This window comes from Sporomusa rhizae (assembly GCF_041428845.1).
Lineage (GTDB): Bacteria > Bacillota > Negativicutes > Sporomusales > Sporomusaceae > Sporomusa > Sporomusa rhizae.
In genome coordinates this window covers 3,372,186-3,389,450 of record NZ_CP156925.1, presented here as the reverse complement: position 1 = coordinate 3,389,450, position 17,265 = coordinate 3,372,186, and the positions used below count along the sequence as shown (strand labels likewise).

General features: G+C 42.0%; 14 protein-coding genes and 1 riboswitch. Of the genes, 12 read left to right on the top strand and 2 right to left on the bottom strand.

The window, feature by feature from the left end; all coding sequences use genetic code 11:
- The first annotated feature begins 83 nt into the window (after positions 1-83).
- The 6 genes from SRRS_RS16000 to SRRS_RS15975 all read left to right on the top strand — a co-directional run bounded on the left by SRRS_RS16000 (position 84) and on the right by SRRS_RS15975 (position 6,891).
- Positions 84-1,940, top strand: coding sequence for an ASKHA domain-containing protein (locus tag SRRS_RS16000; protein WP_371361913.1), 1,857 nt, complete (start codon positions 84-86; stop codon positions 1,938-1,940).
- A 375-nt stretch (positions 1,941-2,315) separates the two neighbouring features.
- Positions 2,316-2,765, top strand: coding sequence for a MarR family winged helix-turn-helix transcriptional regulator (locus tag SRRS_RS15995; RefSeq protein WP_371361911.1), 450 nt, complete (start codon positions 2,316-2,318; stop codon positions 2,763-2,765).
- Positions 2,752-3,786, top strand: coding sequence for a low specificity L-threonine aldolase (locus SRRS_RS15990; RefSeq protein WP_371369851.1), 1,035 nt, complete (start codon positions 2,752-2,754; stop codon positions 3,784-3,786). Before SRRS_RS15995 ends, SRRS_RS15990 begins: the two co-directional genes overlap by 14 nt.
- 245 nt (positions 3,787-4,031) lie before the next feature.
- The gene (locus tag SRRS_RS15985; protein ID WP_371361910.1) at positions 4,032-5,186 is read left to right on the top strand and encodes an aldo/keto reductase; all 1,155 of its coding nucleotides are present in this window, start codon (positions 4,032-4,034) and stop codon (positions 5,184-5,186) included.
- Positions 5,187-5,364: 178 nt separating this feature from the next.
- Entirely contained in the window at positions 5,365-6,144 is a 780-nt protein-coding gene (gene ygiD, locus SRRS_RS15980; RefSeq protein WP_371361909.1) for a 4,5-DOPA dioxygenase extradiol, read from the top strand.
- 516 nt (positions 6,145-6,660) lie between these two features.
- Positions 6,661-6,891, top strand: a complete 231-nt coding sequence (locus tag SRRS_RS15975) for a hypothetical protein (protein ID WP_371361907.1) — start codon at positions 6,661-6,663, stop codon at positions 6,889-6,891.
- 93 nt (positions 6,892-6,984) lie between these two features.
- Here SRRS_RS15975 and SRRS_RS15970 read toward each other — a convergent pair whose 3' ends face one another.
- Both SRRS_RS15970 and SRRS_RS15965 read right to left on the bottom strand, forming a co-directional pair.
- A complete protein-coding gene (locus SRRS_RS15970; RefSeq protein WP_371361905.1) occupies positions 6,985-7,605 on the bottom strand; it encodes a DUF47 domain-containing protein in 621 nt (206 codons plus the stop codon).
- 10 nt (positions 7,606-7,615) lie between these two features.
- The gene (locus SRRS_RS15965; RefSeq protein WP_371361904.1) at positions 7,616-8,653 is read right to left on the bottom strand and encodes an anion permease; all 1,038 of its coding nucleotides are present in this window, start codon (positions 8,651-8,653) and stop codon (positions 7,616-7,618) included.
- Positions 8,654-9,474: 821 nt separating this feature from the next.
- Between SRRS_RS15965 and SRRS_RS15960 the strand changes: the two genes are divergently transcribed.
- The 6 genes from SRRS_RS15960 (at position 9,475) to SRRS_RS15935 (ending at position 17,000) form a co-directional block, all read left to right on the top strand.
- Positions 9,475-10,410 (top strand): NTP transferase domain-containing protein, encoded by a 936-nt coding sequence (locus SRRS_RS15960; protein ID WP_371361903.1) that lies wholly within the window; start codon positions 9,475-9,477, stop codon positions 10,408-10,410.
- Positions 10,411-10,560: 150 nt separating this feature from the next.
- Positions 10,561-12,675, top strand: a complete 2,115-nt coding sequence (locus tag SRRS_RS15955; RefSeq protein ID WP_371361902.1) for a xanthine dehydrogenase family protein molybdopterin-binding subunit — start codon at positions 10,561-10,563, stop codon at positions 12,673-12,675.
- A complete protein-coding gene (locus SRRS_RS15950; protein ID WP_371361901.1) occupies positions 12,672-13,142 on the top strand; it encodes a (2Fe-2S)-binding protein in 471 nt (156 codons plus the stop codon). Before SRRS_RS15955 ends, SRRS_RS15950 begins: the two co-directional genes overlap by 4 nt.
- Positions 13,136-13,957 (top strand): xanthine dehydrogenase family protein subunit M, encoded by an 822-nt coding sequence (locus SRRS_RS15945; protein ID WP_371361900.1) that lies wholly within the window; start codon positions 13,136-13,138, stop codon positions 13,955-13,957. Before SRRS_RS15950 ends, SRRS_RS15945 begins: the two co-directional genes overlap by 7 nt.
- Positions 13,958-14,019: 62 nt before the next feature.
- A riboswitch (purine riboswitch) is annotated at positions 14,020-14,121 on the top strand.
- A 202-nt stretch (positions 14,122-14,323) separates the two neighbouring features.
- Positions 14,324-15,658, top strand: a complete 1,335-nt coding sequence (locus SRRS_RS15940; RefSeq protein WP_371369849.1) for an NCS2 family permease — start codon at positions 14,324-14,326, stop codon at positions 15,656-15,658.
- A 40-nt stretch (positions 15,659-15,698) separates the two neighbouring features.
- A complete protein-coding gene (locus SRRS_RS15935) occupies positions 15,699-17,000 on the top strand; it encodes an amidohydrolase family protein (RefSeq protein ID WP_371361899.1) in 1,302 nt (433 codons plus the stop codon).
- The last annotated feature ends 265 nt before the right edge of the window (positions 17,001-17,265 follow it).

The following is a 17,265-nucleotide window of genomic DNA, read 5'->3' as shown; positions in this document are numbered from 1 at the left end:
CATACATTTCACCAAGAGAAGAACTGTCCTTATGGAATAGTGCTCTTCTTTTGGTTTTTTATTGAATAGGAGGGGACTTACAAATGACCGGGGCAACTTCAAAGTGTATATTGCGTATTGATGGCAGAAACAAACAGATACCCTGTGAACAAAGCAAAACAATTTTGCATTCCCTTATTGAAGGTGGGGTATTTTTAGAAGCAAATTGCGGCGGCAGGGGTACTTGCGGCAAGTGTAAAATCCAAGTTGTTCGCGGTGAGGTACTAGGCAAGGAAGGAAAAAAAGTGCAGGCTGATAAAGATAATAAATATCAGGCCTGTCAGGTATATCCGCTGGGTGATGTGACAATAAAGCTAAACGATGCGGCGGCAAGTCAAAAGGGACAGACTGGCGAAATTGTTATCGACAGCAGTATGCCGCTGGTAAAGAAAGTTAGGTTGACACCGGACTATCCCACAATAGAAAACCACTATTCTTTGCAGGAAATGATTTATCAGGCAGTGGTTAAACCTGAACCGATAGTGGGTGGTTTTCGCAACATGGAGATTATGGATAATTCGGCAATTTTGCGGAATTTGAATGATGTGGTAGAAACAAAACCCGAGCATATAACGCTTACGCTGCTTGAAAATAAGATTATAGCGGTCGAGCCGCAAGACACGTCAAGCTTACTGTACGGTGTGGCCTTTGATATCGGGACAACTACTGTTGTGGGTATGCTGGTAGATATTAACGCTAAAAAAGTCGTGGCTGTATATTCTCAGAATAATCCTCAGGCATCAATGGGCGCAGACGTGATTTCGCGAATTCAAGCTACCCATGAACTGGAAGGCGGGCTGGAAAGGCTGTCCCTGCTTATCAGGCAGTGTTTAAACCAGATTATCGCTGAATTATGTAGTTTAGCTGAGGTATCTCCTAATTCTATCTATGCCGGAACCATTGCCGGTAATGCGACTATGGTTCATTTAGCGCTGGAAATTTCGCCATCAACGCTGGTACGCAAGCCCTATGCCGCATTATTTAAATATATAGCCCCTCTCAATCCAGCGGAGTTGGAGCTCAATATAAATCCGCAAGGAAAAGTTGTTGTTCTGCCTACTATCGCAAGCTTTGTCGGTTCTGATACGACGGCAGCCGTTTTGGCAATAGACCAGGATGTTTCGGAAATTCCCATGTTATTGGTGGATTTAGGAACGAACGGAGAGATGGTTATTGGAGACTGTGAGCGGCTATATGCCTGCTCGACAGCCGCCGGACCCGCTTTTGAAGGTGCACATATCCGCGATGGTATGAGGGCAGCCGAGGGGGCTATTAGTGATGTTGTTATTACTGAGAGCGATATTAATCTTACGGTGATTGGTAATACCAAGCCTGAGGGTATTTGTGGTTCAGGTTTAGTAAAAGCAGTGGCCGAGCTCATCAAAGTCGGCATTTTACAAGAAAATGGACGGTTTAATAACCCTGAGACAGCAAATTTCCCGGATTTTTTACAACAACGTCTGCAGCGGCGAGACGGTAAATGGGAATTTGTACTCAGTGCAGGGCATAATAACGCCAGTGGCAAGAATGTTGCGATTACGCAGGCTGATGTGCGCCAGCTCCAACTGGTAAAATCGTCAATCTGCACAGGTATTGAATTTTTGAAGGAAAAGTTTGGGATGAATGATCAAGTAAAGGTTTGCTTGGCAGGGGCTTTTGGCAATTATATAGACATTGATAGTGCCTTAATAATTGGGATGTTGCCAGGATGTAAGAGGGAGAATGTGATTTCTGTCGGTAATGCGGCTGGGACAGGTGCGGTTCAAGCTATGTTATCCAGCGAAAAAATGCAAAGAAGCATCGCTATTGCTCGTAAAGTCCGCTATTTGGAGTTGGCAGCGCAACCTGGTTTTCAAAATAGATTTTTGGCAAACTTGTCATTTCCTAAAGCACGATTCTAGACTAAAAGTTTATTTAGATCATTTAATGAAGTGTTAAACAAATTTGCTAATAGGTAGAACGGAAATAACTTGATAACAAGCTATAAAATAAGTGTGTCTCATGTTTGCTTAGACGTTGTCTAAGCGATTTTTTTTAGGGGTGAATACAAACCGCGCAGATTCAACAACTGGCTACAGAAAAATTAAAACAGAATTTTTGCTGCAAGAGTAAAACCCCTAGGAAATAACGTAAATGAAATATTCCTATATAAGACGCAGAATTTATTTTTTTTGCAACTTTCACTTAAAAACTAGAAAATTTGGAGAATATTGTTGACAAAATCCATTACATGCATTATTGTGATTGTTGACAAAGTCCACTAAAGGAGGGCTGGAATGGATGTAAATGATAATGTCATTCAAGATATACGGCATTTCAATCGATTTTATACAAAATTACTTGGTGTGTTGGATAGGACTGTGCTGGATACCGGATATTCTCTAACCGAAGCCCGGGTCATTATAGAAATCGGTATGCTGGGGCAGTGTATAGCAAACAATTTGGTCGATAGCCTGAAGATTGATCGCAGCTATTTGAGCAGAGTAATTGCTAAGCTTAGCAAAGAGGGACTTCTTATAAAGGAAGATTCTACTCTGGATAACAGATCAAATCTAATTAGTTTGACTGCAAAAGGTACTGAACTATATAAGCAATTAAATAAAAAATCTGATGAACAAATCGTAAGGTTATTGCAAGGATTATCGGAAAAAGAAATCAAACAGCTACATACTTCTATGTTGCTAATTTTAAAAAAATTGGAGAGGATTAATGATGATTCGATTTGAGTGTGATTATACAGAAGGTGCGCATGCGCGCATTATGAAACGATTAATGGATACCAATGAAGAGCAGACTCCGGGATACGGAATGGATGAACACTGTGAAAGAGCCAGAGCTTATATAAGAAAAGCCTGTCAGGCCGAGAATGCTGATGTACACTTTTTAGTGGGAGGAACACAGGCGAATACTACTATTATCGCTTCCATTTTGCGTCCGCATCAAGGTGCTGTTGCGGCGAGTACCGGACATATCGCAGTGCATGAAACGGGAGCGATTGAAGCTACTGGTCATAAGGTACTTACTTTACCGAGTGATGATGGGAAAATTAAGGCTGAGCAGGTAAAAGAACTATATGATGCTCACTGGAATGATGTAACCCATGAGCATATGGTACAGCCTGGCTTGGTTTATATTTCTCACCCTACCGAGAATGGAACCACTTATAGTAAATCCGAGTTGGAAGCCATAAGTAAAGTCTGCCGGGAATGTGGTATGCCGCTTGTTATGGATGGCGCGAGATTAGGATATGGTCTGACAGCCAAAGACAGTGATCTATCCTTGGCAGATATTGCTCGCCTATGCGATGTATTTTATATAGGGGGAACGAAAGTCGGTGCTCTGATGGGGGAAGCCGTAGTCATTGTAAATGATGCCTTGAAAAAAGATTTCCGGTATAGTATCAAGCAACATGGAGGAATGCTGGCTAAAGGGCGATTATTGGGAATTCAGTTTGAAACCTTATTTGAAGATGGCTTATACTATGAAATTTCTCAGCACGCTGTCGATATGGCGATGATGATTCGAGAGGCATTTGCTGAACAAGGATTTTCTTTCCGCTATGACTCTATGACCAATCAGCAGTTTCCCATTTTACCGAATGAGGCGTTACTCAAATTGAGCGAGAAATATTCTTTTTCTCATTGGGAAAAAGTTGATGCGGAAAACAGTGCTGTGAGATTTTGTACCAGTTGGGCTACGAAGAAAGAAAACGTGGAAATGCTGATCAAGGATATAAAAGCATTGTAATAAAGGAGCAAGGGCTGATAAGCAATAATGTTATTGTTCATCAGCCCTTTTTTAGGAGTAGCAGGGAAGGGTGTAATTATTTTGATTTTGCCGGTAAATAATTAAACGGAAAGAAGTGGGCAGCGGTCTCTATAGCCAAGAATTAGAAAATGTAATGAAGGAGGAAAAACTAAAATAGATTGGTAAAAAGAAAGGGCAAATGGCGAACCGGTTACTCTTTTGGTAAATTTGCGATGGGGGATTTTGTGGAATATCAAATGTTAGGGAGAACAGGGATTAAAGTAAGCGCCATTGGTATTGGCGGTGAAGGATTTGAAAACAAAAGCTATGCAGATTGCGAAACAATAATTGATTGTGCAATGAAGGAAGGTATTAATTTTTTTGATATATATAATTCAAATCCTGAAGTTAGAAATAATGTTGGCAAAGCGTTAGGTAAATATCCCCGCAGCAGTTTTGTTATTGAGGGACATCTATGTTCTGCCTGGGATAACGGACAATACCGGCGTACCAGGGATTTTAATGAAGTTGTCGATGCCTTTGAAGATTTTTTGAATAGAATGCATTTAGATCATGTTGATGTTGGAATGATTCATTATGTTGATGAGCAAAGCGATTTTGATAACATTTTTGCTGGAGAAATAATTAAGTATGCAAAAGAATTGAAAGACAAAGGCGTTATAAAGTCTTTAGGAATATCAACGCATAATACCGATATCGCATGTAGAGCAATGGACACAGGACTGATAGATGTAATTTTATTTAGTATTAATCCTGCGTATGATATGTTACCAGCCATCGAGGATGTAGATATACTATTTGAAGAACATACTTTTAAAGACAGAACTTATGAAGGCATTGATCCAAACCGTGATACGTTGTATCGTTCTTGTCAAAATGCCGGTGTTGCTTTAACAGTTATGAAAGGGTATGCTGCAGGCGTTTTGCTAAGTGATAAGCAATCGCCCTTTGAAAAAGCCCTTACCCCAGTACAATGCTTGCATTACTGTTTAACTAGACCGGCAGTTGCTTCCGTAATGATTGGGGTAGCCAATAGCAATGAAGTACTTGCAGCAACCGCCTATGTTACTGCAAGTACTAAAGAAAAAGATTATAGTGAAGTTCTGGCAAATGCGCCGAAAAGTTCATTTAGCGGCCATTGTATGTATTGTGGACACTGTGCTCCCTGTTCGAAAAAAATTGATATTGCTGCAGTTAATAAATATTTAGATTTAGCGTTGATTCAGGAAACTGTTCCGGGTACATTAAAGAATCATTATGATTTACTGGAGCATCGAGCCAATGAATGCATAGAATGCGGATTATGTATGAAAAACTGTCCCTTTGGTGTCGATGTTATAAAAAAAATGAAACAGGCGGTTACGTTATTTGGCAATTGAGGGTAAGGATGAAATAACGGTCTGTGAAATTGCTATTTGCAAGCAGGAAAATATTGCTTTTAATTGAATTATTACCAATAAATAATAATTATTGACGTAATAGTAATACATATAACTTACCAAATGATACCAACTTGTTTTTTGTTGATAATCAACTAACTAGAAGGAGGGAGCGATTGTGATAAACGGGGTTAAAAAAATGCCGATACTATTTGTCGGGCATGGATCACCGATGAATGCGATTGAAGACAATGATTATTCGAGGGCTTGGGCAAAAATAGCCAAGGAAATTCCTAGGCCCGAAGCCATCCTGTCAATTTCTGCTCACTGGAATACACATGGCACAAGAATATCCGATGCAGCCAATCCCGAAACGATTTATGATATGTATGGCTTTCCGGAGGAACTATACCAGGTTGCGTATAAAGTTAAGGGTTCGCCTGAACTCGCTCATGTGACAAAGAATTTAATCAGTAGAGACGTAAAAGTTGACAATAGCTGGGGCTGTGATCATGGTACCTGGTCTGTGTTGTGCAACATGTACCCTATGGCAGACATTCCTGTCTTTCAGCTTAGTGTAGATAGTGATAGCGGTGCGCTGGAGCATTTCCAAATCGGCCATGAAATAAGCTCGTTGCGTGAAAAAGGAGTTTTGATCTTCGGCAGTGGAAATGTTGTCCATAATCTTGCCAAAATCAATTGGAATATGGAAGGCGGGCATCCCTGGGCCGTCGAATTTGATAATTATATTATGGAAAAGATAAGTAAAAGACAGTACCAGGATGTTATACATTATGGAAAGGCAGGGAAATCCTCAGAATTAGCCTTTTTTACACCAGAACACTTTTATCCCTTGCTCTATATATTAGGAGCTTCTCGGGAGGATGACCGGCTTACGATATTCAATGATTCCTGTACGAAAGGTTCTTTGTCTATGACAAGCTATCTATTGGAGTAAAACCTCCCGGGGTTGATCCAAGAATAATTTTACATAGCACTTGCAATTCATGCAAAAGGATACTATTTTTTATTGGGAATAGGTGGAAATTAAAAAGTATAGTCGCCGTGTCCAATAGGTGCTGGAACACCTATCGGCACGAGCAGGTGTTCCAGCACCTACACGTAACAGCGAACTGTTCACGACGACAATCTTATTATACCTGTTTGCCATCTTGATTACAAGTTTTGGTAAATAGGATATAAGGATTGGCGTGTAAAGCAGGGGCTGAGCGACTGCATGCAATAATCGCTTGAATAATATCTTGATACCGGTTTGGCAGGCCGCGCTGACGGGTTCTGCTAGTTGTCTGTCCTGTATCTTGATACTGTAGCAACTAACGATAGGATCGCATGTGTAGGGTGAATAATCCTGCGTATGTGATCCTTTTTAATTTCCTCCTGTAAAAACCATGAATGGGTTTTTACAGGAGGGGCATAGAGCCTCCGTAGGGGTAAAAGGAGGGGTATTTATAGTATGGTGACGCTGCATATAGCGGATAAAAAAATTGAATGTGCCGAGGTTAAGCCAATCAAATTAACAATGCTCATTACGGCAAATGGGCAAGAGTATTTGCTGCTATACGATTGGGGCCAGAAACATTTGTATGCCGTGAATCGAGGGAAAGGGGATCAGCCGGAATTCGTCTATATTGATAAGGTAATACGGGTGGAAGAGGAACCGCGAATTAAGAGAATAGCTCAGTAGGTTTTCGTATTATTAGCTACACCCAAAAAAGTCTTTAACCCTGTTGCATCAGGGTTAAAGACTTTTTAAATTCATGGAGGAGTCCAGGCTTGTTTAAATCATCCGTATGACTATCTTGTGGAAAACATCTGTCGCGCGTCCGAGAGAATTGCCTGCTTCTTTAAGATGCTGATAAACTTCCCGGTATTTGATGGAATGTCTTACATCTGCAGCTGTTAATAACACTGCCATACCAGAGCGGTATTCCTTTACAATATTGCGTTCAGCTTCGCGTATATTATCGACGAGCTTTTGCGCCTCTAAGGTGTCTTCCTTTAGAAGGTTAGTTGCTTTCGCAAGTAAGTTAGTACCATAATGTAATTTTTGGACCATATTGATGATTGTTTCGTCTGAAGTGGCACCATAAGCGATCATTTCCTCCATCGTAGAACGAGCATACTCTACGATTTTATCCATTTCGACAGAAAGAGAATATATATCTTGTCTATCAAACGGCGTTGCAAAAGCTTCGATTAGTTTCGCTTCCATATCCATTCGTCCGGCGTCTATTTCATCCGCTTGGCGGAGCAAGTCAGTAGAAATCTGATTTGAGCCAGATTTAAGCCAATCTTCAAGAATGCCTACGCTAGCAGCGGTTGCATTCGCCTGGTTACTTAACATCTTATAAAAATCTTGTTCAACCGGGAAAAAATGTTCCCAGAATTTATTTGGCATACTACCACTCCTAGAAAATAACGGTTAACAGGTAACACACAAGTGCAGCTACTATTCCAGACAAAGGGATTGTAAATACCCAAGCTAATATTATTTCTTTGCCAATTTGCCAATTGACCATTCGATATTCATCGGCGGCTCCAACCCCCGCTACGCTACCTACGACGACGTGGGTAGTAGAAACTGGTGCTCCTGCAAGTGTAGCCAGGATAATTGATCCGCCTGAAGCTAGTTGGGAATTTAGGCTATGTATTGGCCGGATGGCGTAAATTCCGCGTCCAATCGTTTTCATGATAGACCATCCGCCCAGCAAGGTTCCGAGAAACATTACCCCCCCAGCTAATCCTCTAATCCATTCTTGCAAGATATGTCCGCTGGTATATCCTGCTGCACTTAAAGCTAGAAACATAATTCCTATAATTTTTTGAGTATCGTTAGCGCCGTGGCTATAGGCCAGCAACGCGGCTATTATCCATTGGATTTTTTTAATCCATATATTAATCTTAAAATTTGCGTTTCGCAAAATGATATTAGATATAGTTTGTAAAATAAAGGCAGCAATAAATCCCAATAGGGGAGAAATAATCAAAGCCGCAAAAATTTTTATAACTCCAATCAAATGATGGTTGGGACCGATAAGCTCATTCCAACCCCACAAGATGTGCATTATTCCGTGGGATATCCAGACTGCACCCAGTAAACCGCCGACCAGGGCGTGTGTGGAGCTTGAAGGGAAACCGAATTTCCATGTAGCCAAATTCCAAATCACTGCACCAATGACTGCAGATAGTAATATTTTTAATAATCCAGTTTCTGGTGGAATGTCAATGATTGAGGATACGGTCTCAGCGACGGCGCTGCTGCTGGTCAAGGCTCCAATCAGCCCAAATACGGCCGCCATTCCTACCGCTTTAATCGGACTGGCTGCTCCACAGGAAATGAAGGTAGCAACGACTGAACTCGCGTCATGGAGGCCATTGGTCAGTGTAAAAATTAGTGCTCCAATGATTACCAGTAGTAACAGAATTTCTATAGATATAATAAGCACCTCATTTGCTTAGCTTAACGACATCTCTGCTGAGTGCTCCGATCCTTTAATCGTCCCCTCCTCAATAAAGCCTATATTATTATACCATGATATTAAATAAGCAATCTATAATTTGGTCAGTATCACTAAATCGCTTAATTTCCCAACCACGCCCGGTAAAGAAGTTCGAATAATTGGCATGATTTTTGCATGGTAGTTTGCAAAGAACGACGTGTGCAGGAGGATTGATAGATGCTATTTTAGCCAGGCAAAATACAAATAACTTGGCCAAAGTAATCTTTCTTCGTAATTATCAATTTGATAATATAATAGAATTAGCTGCAGGGAGTTACAAGCTAAAAAAGAGCTTGTTTTTTGTGAAACCGGATAAGATGTAGCAGGGTAGCTTTGCCCCTTATCAAAATGATAGAAATTATCATTTTGATAAGGGGCAAAGCTGTATTTTTTAAGAAATTAGACTGATTTTTTAGAATTTTAAAGTCGAGAAAAGATATTGTGATAGAGTCATTCCGTACTATGTTATGGCCTATACCCGGGCCGCCAACTGTCTGGAACAAGCTGGTTCCTATGGTTCCAGATGCACTTTTGGCATGGTTTTTGCAAGATATTGGTAATGAAAAAGTGTGAGGCACAAGCGCGGAACTAGCAAAGATGCCTAGCGTTAATGGATTACCGACCAAATGACAGCAGGAGGTACAGGACCGGCCAAATAGCGAAGTAGTAAGCCATTAAAAATGGCAATGGTCCGGAGTTTCTGTGGAGCCGAATGAACAACAGCATGCAAAAACTGACGTTGCCTGGACGGCGTAAGAGGTAGGGACATGAGAGAAAATAAGACAATAGGCGGCATAATTGTTGCTGCAGGCAAAACCAAAGACGCAAGAGACCCAAATCCATTGTTGAAGATGGGCTCAATCACGGTTGTAAAAAGAATTGTTTTAACCTTTCAGCAAGCCAACATTTCGCCGATTGTAGTTATTACCGGTGATAAAGCTGAAGAAATTGAGCATGACTTAGCAGATTATGGGGTCATATTTTTACGGAATAAAGAATATGATATTTCCCGGAAGTTCGATTCTGCCAAGATTGGACTGGACTTCATACAGAATAAATGTGATCAGGTAATATTTACCCCGGTTACTACTTCCATGTTTACTCCCCAAACGTTACAAAAGATGAAGGAATGTGATAAGAAACTGATTTTACCCTTCTGTCATGGAAAATCAGGACATCCGCTCTTGCTTTCTTGTGAACTCATTCCCAGTATTTTGGCGTACGGCGGGGATATGGGGATGCAGGGAGCCATTCAAACTCTTGAGAAATACAGACTGGATGTAGAAGATGAGGGTATTCTCCGTGACATGGATAATACTCACAGGTTGAATCAACTTATCAAAAAACATAATCAGCAAATTTTGCATCCTTTTGTGAGAGTAAGTATTGAAAATGAGTCTCTGTTTTTTAATTCGCGCACAAAGCTGCTATTGATTTTGATTCAGGATACACACTCTGTTCGCAGTGCCTGCCGGCATATTGCCTTATCTTATAGCAAGGCCTGGAATATGATTAATCAGCTGGAACAGGAGTTAGGCTATGCCGTGGTTGAAAGGAAACATGGCGGCAGTAAAGGCGGGAAGACGTACTTAACAAGAAAAGGTGCCCAATTTTTGGAGAAGTTCCAGCAGTTTGAAGAAGAAGTGCGACAATATGCGAAAAATGAATTTAACAGATGTTTTATCCACAATACTTTACTATAATGCAAGTTCCTTTGACAAAGAATTTGCCGAAAAAACAACCTCCATTCTATAATGGTTTTAACACAGAATTGTTGAAATATTATGGAATAGGAGGTTGCTCTGCTTAACATAAAGATCATCTCTTATTACGTAATGTATGGGAGGCGCGATATGGAGAAGATTAGCGAATCAACCAAGAAAAAAGATCATGCAGCCAAAATAAGCGGTCGTGCTCTGTATGTGGATGATCATGTAATTGACGGTATGCTTCATGGCAAGTTATTGCATTCCGCCAAGGCCAAAGCACGTATTGTTGAGATTAAACTGCCTGAATTGCCTGAGGGGTATTTGGTTGTTGATAAGCACGATGTAACCGGTACAAATCGTGTTCACATTGTGCTTGATGATACTCCGGTTTTTGCTGAGGATACGGTGGAGTACGTTGGCGAGCCGATTTTGATGGTAGTTGGTCCGGATTTAAAAGAAGTGGAAAGAATTTTGCAGAGAATCGTTGTTGTATATGAAGAACAGGAACCACTATTGGATATGCGTAAATCAGAGGTTGCTTTTTTCAATTACAGCTATGCCAAAGGCGATATCGAAAAAGCACTGGCAGAAGCTGACCGGGTAGTAATCGAGACCTTTCAGACAGGCTATCAGGAACAGGCTTATCTGGAAACCCAGGGGATTATTGCCTATCCCCATGACGGACGTATGACGGTAAACGGATCAATGCAATGCCCCTACTATGTGCATGGTGCTGTTGCCAAGGCATTAGGCTATGATGCCAAGGAGGTTCAGGTGATTCAGGATGTTACCGGCGGCGGGTTTGGCGGTAAGGAAGCGTTTCCTTCCATAGTGGCTTGTCAGGCAGGCGTTGCTGCCAAAAAGGCAAATAAGCCGGTTAAGCTTATCTATGACCGCCGGGAGGATATGGAGTTTACTTCCAAGCGCCATCCCTCCATCTGTACCTATAAAGTAGCTATTAAAAACGGTGAGATTACCGGTATGGATATTGAGGTTTTATACAACAGTGGCGCCTATACCACACTGTCTCCGGTTGTTTTACAACGTGGCCTGATTTGTGCAAATGGTGTATACCGCATAGATAACCTTCGGGTTGCCGGACGCGCGGTCAAAACAAATACTGTGCCGTCGGGCGCCTATCGTGGCTTTGGCGCACCGCAAACATTCTTTGCCGCCGAAATGATGATGGCTCACATTGCCCGGGAACTGGGGGTAGATTCTCTTGCGCTGAAAGAGAAATACATGGTTACACAGGGCGACGCTACTTCTACCAGCGGCAAATATCATTTCCATGTACCGTTATCCGAAATGATTGCGCGGATGGATGAGCTTACCGGCTACCGGGCAAAACGCGAGTTATACAAGAAGCAAACAGGGCGCTACCGTAAAGGGATTGGGATGTCGTTGTTTTTCCACGGCTGCGGGTTTACCGGCAGTGGTGAGCGTGACTATATAAAGGCTGTGGTACAAATACGGAAAAATACCGATGACACCGTCGAGGTTCTAGCCAGCAATACCGATATCGGGCAGGGAGTGAAAACGACATTCTGCAAAATTGTTGCCGATACGCTTGGCATTGATTTTGACCGGGTACATATTGAAAACCCGGATACCGACCGGGTACCGGATTCAGGCCCGACCGTAGCCAGCCGGTCCTTAATGACAGTGGGCGGCTTGTTGCAGCGGGCCGCCAGGAAACTTAAAGAAGCGTGGCGTCCAGGTGAGGAACAGGTTATTGAGGAACATTATGTTGAACCGGATTATCTCATTCCTTTTAATCTTGAAGAGTTCAAGGGGGATGCCTACCCGACTTACTCCTGGTCTGTGAATGTCATTGAACTCTCCGTGGATACGCTTACTGCCACTCATAAGATTCTGGGGGCATGGGGCATTTATGATGTTGGTGTGCCGATTGATTTGAATATTCTTCATGGACAGATGCAAGGCGGTCTGATGCAGGGAATGGGTTATGCCTCGATGGAGCAGATGGACTACAATGATAAAGGGGTTATTCGTAATAACAGTTACAGTGATTACATTGTTCCTACCGCAGTAGACGTTCCCAAGCTGGTCACTGAATTTATAAATAATCCGTATCCCTATGGTCCCTATGGGGCTAAGGGGGCCGGGGAACTGCCGGTTGTTGGTGTTGCTCCGGCTTATATTGAAGCCATGGAAAATGCTCTGAATATTAGTATAAATAAAATACCATTTACACCGGAAGATACCATGAAAGTTTTGCAGGAGGTGAATCGATGATGATAACATTCATTCTGAATGGCAAAGAGGTTACATCCATGGCCAAAGCAAATGAGCGTTTACTCGACGTTCTGCGGAATGAGTTTGCCCTCACCGGTGTAAAGTGCGGCTGTAAGGAAGGGGAATGCGGTGCTTGTTCGATTCTTCTTGATGGCAGGTTAGTTAATTCCTGCATGGTAGCCATGGGACATGTTGCCGGCAGCCATGTTATGACTATCGAAGGGTATCGTGAAACAGAGCGCTTTGCGGTTCTGGATAAAGCATATGCGGCTGTCAGTGCGGTACAGTGCGGTTTTTGTATTCCGGGTATGATACTGGCATCGGAAAGTATTCTTGCCAAGAATCCAAATCCTACCGAGGCTGAAATCCGGGTGGGTATTTCGGGTAACCTTTGCCGCTGCACCGGTTATAATGCTATCGTGGAAGCCATTGGTAGTGCTGCAAAGGAGGGAAAGGGGTTATGGTAAATGGTTATCAGGCAACATCTTTAAAGGAAGCGTTGGACATTCTGGGCAGGGAACCCTCGGTAGTTCCTTACGGCGGCGGGACTGATTTGATGATTGAAGCAGATGACAATGCCACCTATTTGTTTCTCAGCAAAGTTCCCGAAATGAAACAGATTACAGAAGATACTGACTATGTCCGTCTTGGCGCAGCCTGTACCTTTACTGAAATTATGGAAAGTGAACTGGCGCCTTCCCTGTTAAAAGAAGCCGTATTCCAAATTGCGGCACCGGCCATCCGCAATCTTGGCACCATTGGCGGCAATATTTGTAACGGCTCGCCAAAGGCTGACAGTGCTCTGGTTTTTGTGGCGACAGACGCTAAACTTCGTCTTGCCAGCCGCAGGGGCGAGCGGGTGATTCCTATTAGTGAGTTTTATCTTGGCAGGAAAAAGACGGTTTTGGCTGAAGACGAACTGCTGGCGGAAGTTCTTATGAATAAAAGTGGTCTTGACAATTACTACTATAAAAAAGTGGGGGCCAGAGATGCGTTGGCCATTTCCCGGGTATCCTTTGCGGCTGTACTTACTACCGCAGAAGATAAAATTGTTAACTGCATGACTGCCTTCGGTGCGGTAAGTGATGTGATTATCAAAAGGGCCGATATTGATGCCCTGTTGACCGGCAAGACGCTTGCCGAGGCCAAGGCGATTAAAGAAGAATATCTTGCCGCTTATAAGCAGGCCATTGTTCCCATCAGGGGCAGAATTTCGGCAGAATACAGAAAAGCTGTCTGTATGAATTTGCTAAATGATTTTCTTTTAAGTAAGGGAATATGATGGTAAGCGGAGAGGCTGGCTTACCCGTCAGATAGCAGCAACGATTGAAAAAGTAATGAGTTGAATAAAAGTAATTGTGTTCTTGTATATTATTGACGATATGGGTCAAGAGTCTCTACCAGGATACCGTAAATAACCTGACTATAAGAATAGGTTCTTTGTGCGCCTATTTTTCATAGTCAGGTTATTTCATGCCGTTATTGAGAGCGACCGTTGCTTTACTTAACATTCTGCCAGTATCTTTATCGCCATATTATAAGGACAAGCATTCCGGAAAACAGTAACAAAGGATGAAAAATATATTTTTCATGCAAAAAGCCAAATACTATTTTATAAGGGAGAGGGTTTATCTTGTTGGAAACAGAAATGAAACAAACGTATGTTGAAAATGGTTTTTTAGATCGTTATTTCAAATTATCACAACGAGAAACCAGTCTGAAGACAGAAGTAGTGGCTGGATTAACCACCTTTATTGCCATGGCGTATCTGATTTTTGTTATTCCCGGTCAATTCTTAATTGCAGCCGGTATACCACAGGCAAGTGCGACTGCTGCTACCATTCTCTCTACCGCTGTTGCAACTTTACTTATGGGCATCTATGCTAATTTGCCGATTGCTATGGGCTCCGGTTTGGGGCTCGGTGCCGTTTTTACTTTTATTATGGTTGGCAGTATGGGGTTAAGCTGGCAAACCGCGTTAGGGGCGGTTTTTATTTCCGGGGTTCTGTTTTTTATCTTGGCGATTACCAATATAACAAAGGCAGTAATTGAGGCTATTCCAACGCTTTTAAAATCGGCCATAGGCGTTGGATTGGGTTTGTTTATTGCCTATATTGGTTTTAAAGGTGCTGGGATCATCGTTCCCGCACCGGGTACCATTTTGACCTTAGGCAGTTTAAAACAGCCAAGCGTTTTATTAGCTGTTATCGGCTTAATTATTACCAGCTTATTGATGGCAAAAAATATAAAAGGGGCTTTCTTACTAGGCATTTTAGCGACGACAATCATAGGTATGTTTATGGGGGTTGCTAAGGTGCCGACAAGTATGGGCGACATAATTTCATTTGTTCCGCCTATGCCGACCGATTCGCTCGGTCAACTGGATATCGGTGCTGCAGTAGGATATGGTTTGATATCCATTATTTTTACAATTACCATTGTGGATTTGTTTGATAATATTGGGACTTTGATTGCCATTTCGGGCAAGGCCGGGTTGCTTGATGAAAACAACAATTTGCCTGATATTAATAAAGCCTTGCTGGCCGGCTCTGCTGCAACAATGATCGGCGGTCTTTTCGGTTCTTGTACGGTAACTTCTTATATAGAAAGTGCTGCCGGTGTTGCTGCAGGCGGCAAAACCGGGTTAACTTCAGTCACGACAGGCATATTATTCTTAGCTACTTTGTTCTTAACGCCGTTAGCAGGTTTAGTTCCGGGAGCGGCAACTGCACCGGTTTTGATTATCATCGGCGCTTTAATGATTGGTGAAATTGTCCATATTGATTTCACTGACTTCACCAATGCATTGCCGGCGTTTTTAACTATTATTCTTATGCCTTTAACCTGCAGTATTGTGGAAGGAATGGCCTTTGGGTTCATCGCTTTTACTCTGCTCAAATTAGTTACCGGCAGAACTGAGGAAATACATCCCTTAATGTATGCTTTATCAGTAATTTTCGCTGTTCATCTATATATGAAATAAAGAGCAAGTGTAATGTTTGCCTTGTATAGGATGAAAGGAATTGGTAGATGGTATGGAAGAAAATAGGAAAATCATAAAGGGTAATATAGCTTTTACTCCCCGTTTTGGAAAACTGGAAGTTCGCGAAAATAGTTTTATCGTTATTGAAGGGAAACAGGTTAAGGGGATCTATTGTGAACTTCCGGCCGAGTACAAAAATATTTCTGTCACTGATTATCAAGATGCCTTAATTATTCCTGGATTGGTCGATTTGCATTTCCATGCGCCGCAGTTTGCTAACAGAGGGTTGGGATTTGATCTGGAACTCTTGCCCTGGCTGGAAGGATACACATTTCCGGAAGAAGCAAAATTTATAAATGCAGCTTACGCACAAGAGGTTTATAAAAAGGTTGTCACGGAACTCTGGAAGTGGGGCACAACCCGGGTGGTGCTTTTTGGCACTATTCATAAAGAAGCAACGGCTAAGTTAATGGAATTATTAGCACAGGCGGGTCTTGGCGGCTATGTGGGTAAAGTAAATATGGATAGAAATTCTCCCGATATTCTCATTGAGACTACCGAACAATCACTAACTGCTACGGAAGACTATATTAAAGATACTGTTGACAGGTATCAACTGGTTAAACCAATTTTAACGCCAAGATTTGTACCTACCTGCACGCCGGAATTAATGGCTGGTATCGCCAAACTGGCCAAAAAGTATAATTTGCCGGTGCAGTCGCATTTATCGGAAAATGCAGGTGAAATTGCCTGGGTCAAAGAGCTTCACCCTGAATGTCAAAACTATGCCAGTGTATATCACAAATTCGGACTATTTGGACAACAGCCGACCATAATGGCTCATTGTGTCTATAATGATGATACAGAGATCGAGTTGATGGCAAAAAGCAAAGTATATGTTGCTCATTGTCCCTATTCCAATAATAATCTGGCGAGCGGGATAGCTCCTGTCAGGAAGTATATTGATAATGGAATAATTGTGGGTTTAGGGACTGACGTGGCCGGTGGGCATGAGGTATCTATGGCCAAGGTTATGGCGATGGCTGTACAAGTTTCGAAACTGAAATGGCTGGCAACAGATAAAAAAGAGAAGTTCTTTACCATACCGGAAGTATTTTACATGGCTACAAAGGGTGGGGGAAGTTTCTTCGGCAAAGTAGGCAGCTTTGAAGACGGATATGAATTTGATGCCTTAGTTATTGACGACAGTTGCCTGGAGGTTTCAGCGTATAATCGATATTCGATAGAAGAGAGATTAAGCAGGTTCCTTTATATTGGTGATTATAAAAATATTGTTGCAAGGTATATAGCTGGTGCTAAAATTGAGCAGCCTCAATTTTAGCGCCCAATAAAAAGGCATTTGTGAAGTAAAACATAAATAAATAATCCCTCTATTATGGTAAAATATAACTGTATATATTTTCCATAATAGAGGGATTTTACTTTGCGGTGAGCCTTTAGCCGGAATAATCATGCCGATGGGAACGCGAAAAATCTCTATGGAGAACCGAAAAAACGGGCCAAGTGAATGCGGTTAAAACAAGTGATAGTAACCGATAAAGCTTACTGTATTATCGGTCAAGAACTTGTCTTACGGCCCTTGAGAG

Coding starts and splice junctions, on each gene's coding strand:
- SRRS_RS16000 (WP_371361913.1), top strand. CDS start 84: ATGACCGGGGCAACTTCAAAGTGTATATTGCGTATTGATGGCAGAAAC.
- SRRS_RS15995 (WP_371361911.1), top strand. CDS start 2,316: ATGGATGTAAATGATAATGTCATTCAAGATATACGGCATTTCAATCGA.
- SRRS_RS15990 (WP_371369851.1), top strand. CDS start 2,752: ATGATTCGATTTGAGTGTGATTATACAGAAGGTGCGCATGCGCGCATT.
- SRRS_RS15975 (WP_371361907.1), top strand. CDS start 6,661: ATGGTGACGCTGCATATAGCGGATAAAAAAATTGAATGTGCCGAGGTT.
- SRRS_RS15970 (WP_371361905.1), bottom strand. CDS start 7,605: ATGCCAAATAAATTCTGGGAACATTTTTTCCCGGTTGAACAAGATTTT.
- SRRS_RS15960 (WP_371361903.1), top strand. CDS start 9,475: ATGAGAGAAAATAAGACAATAGGCGGCATAATTGTTGCTGCAGGCAAA.
- SRRS_RS15955 (WP_371361902.1), top strand. CDS start 10,561: ATGGAGAAGATTAGCGAATCAACCAAGAAAAAAGATCATGCAGCCAAA.
- SRRS_RS15950 (WP_371361901.1), top strand. CDS start 12,672: ATGATGATAACATTCATTCTGAATGGCAAAGAGGTTACATCCATGGCC.
- SRRS_RS15945 (WP_371361900.1), top strand. CDS start 13,136: ATGGTAAATGGTTATCAGGCAACATCTTTAAAGGAAGCGTTGGACATT.
- SRRS_RS15940 (WP_371369849.1), top strand. CDS start 14,324: ATGAAACAAACGTATGTTGAAAATGGTTTTTTAGATCGTTATTTCAAA.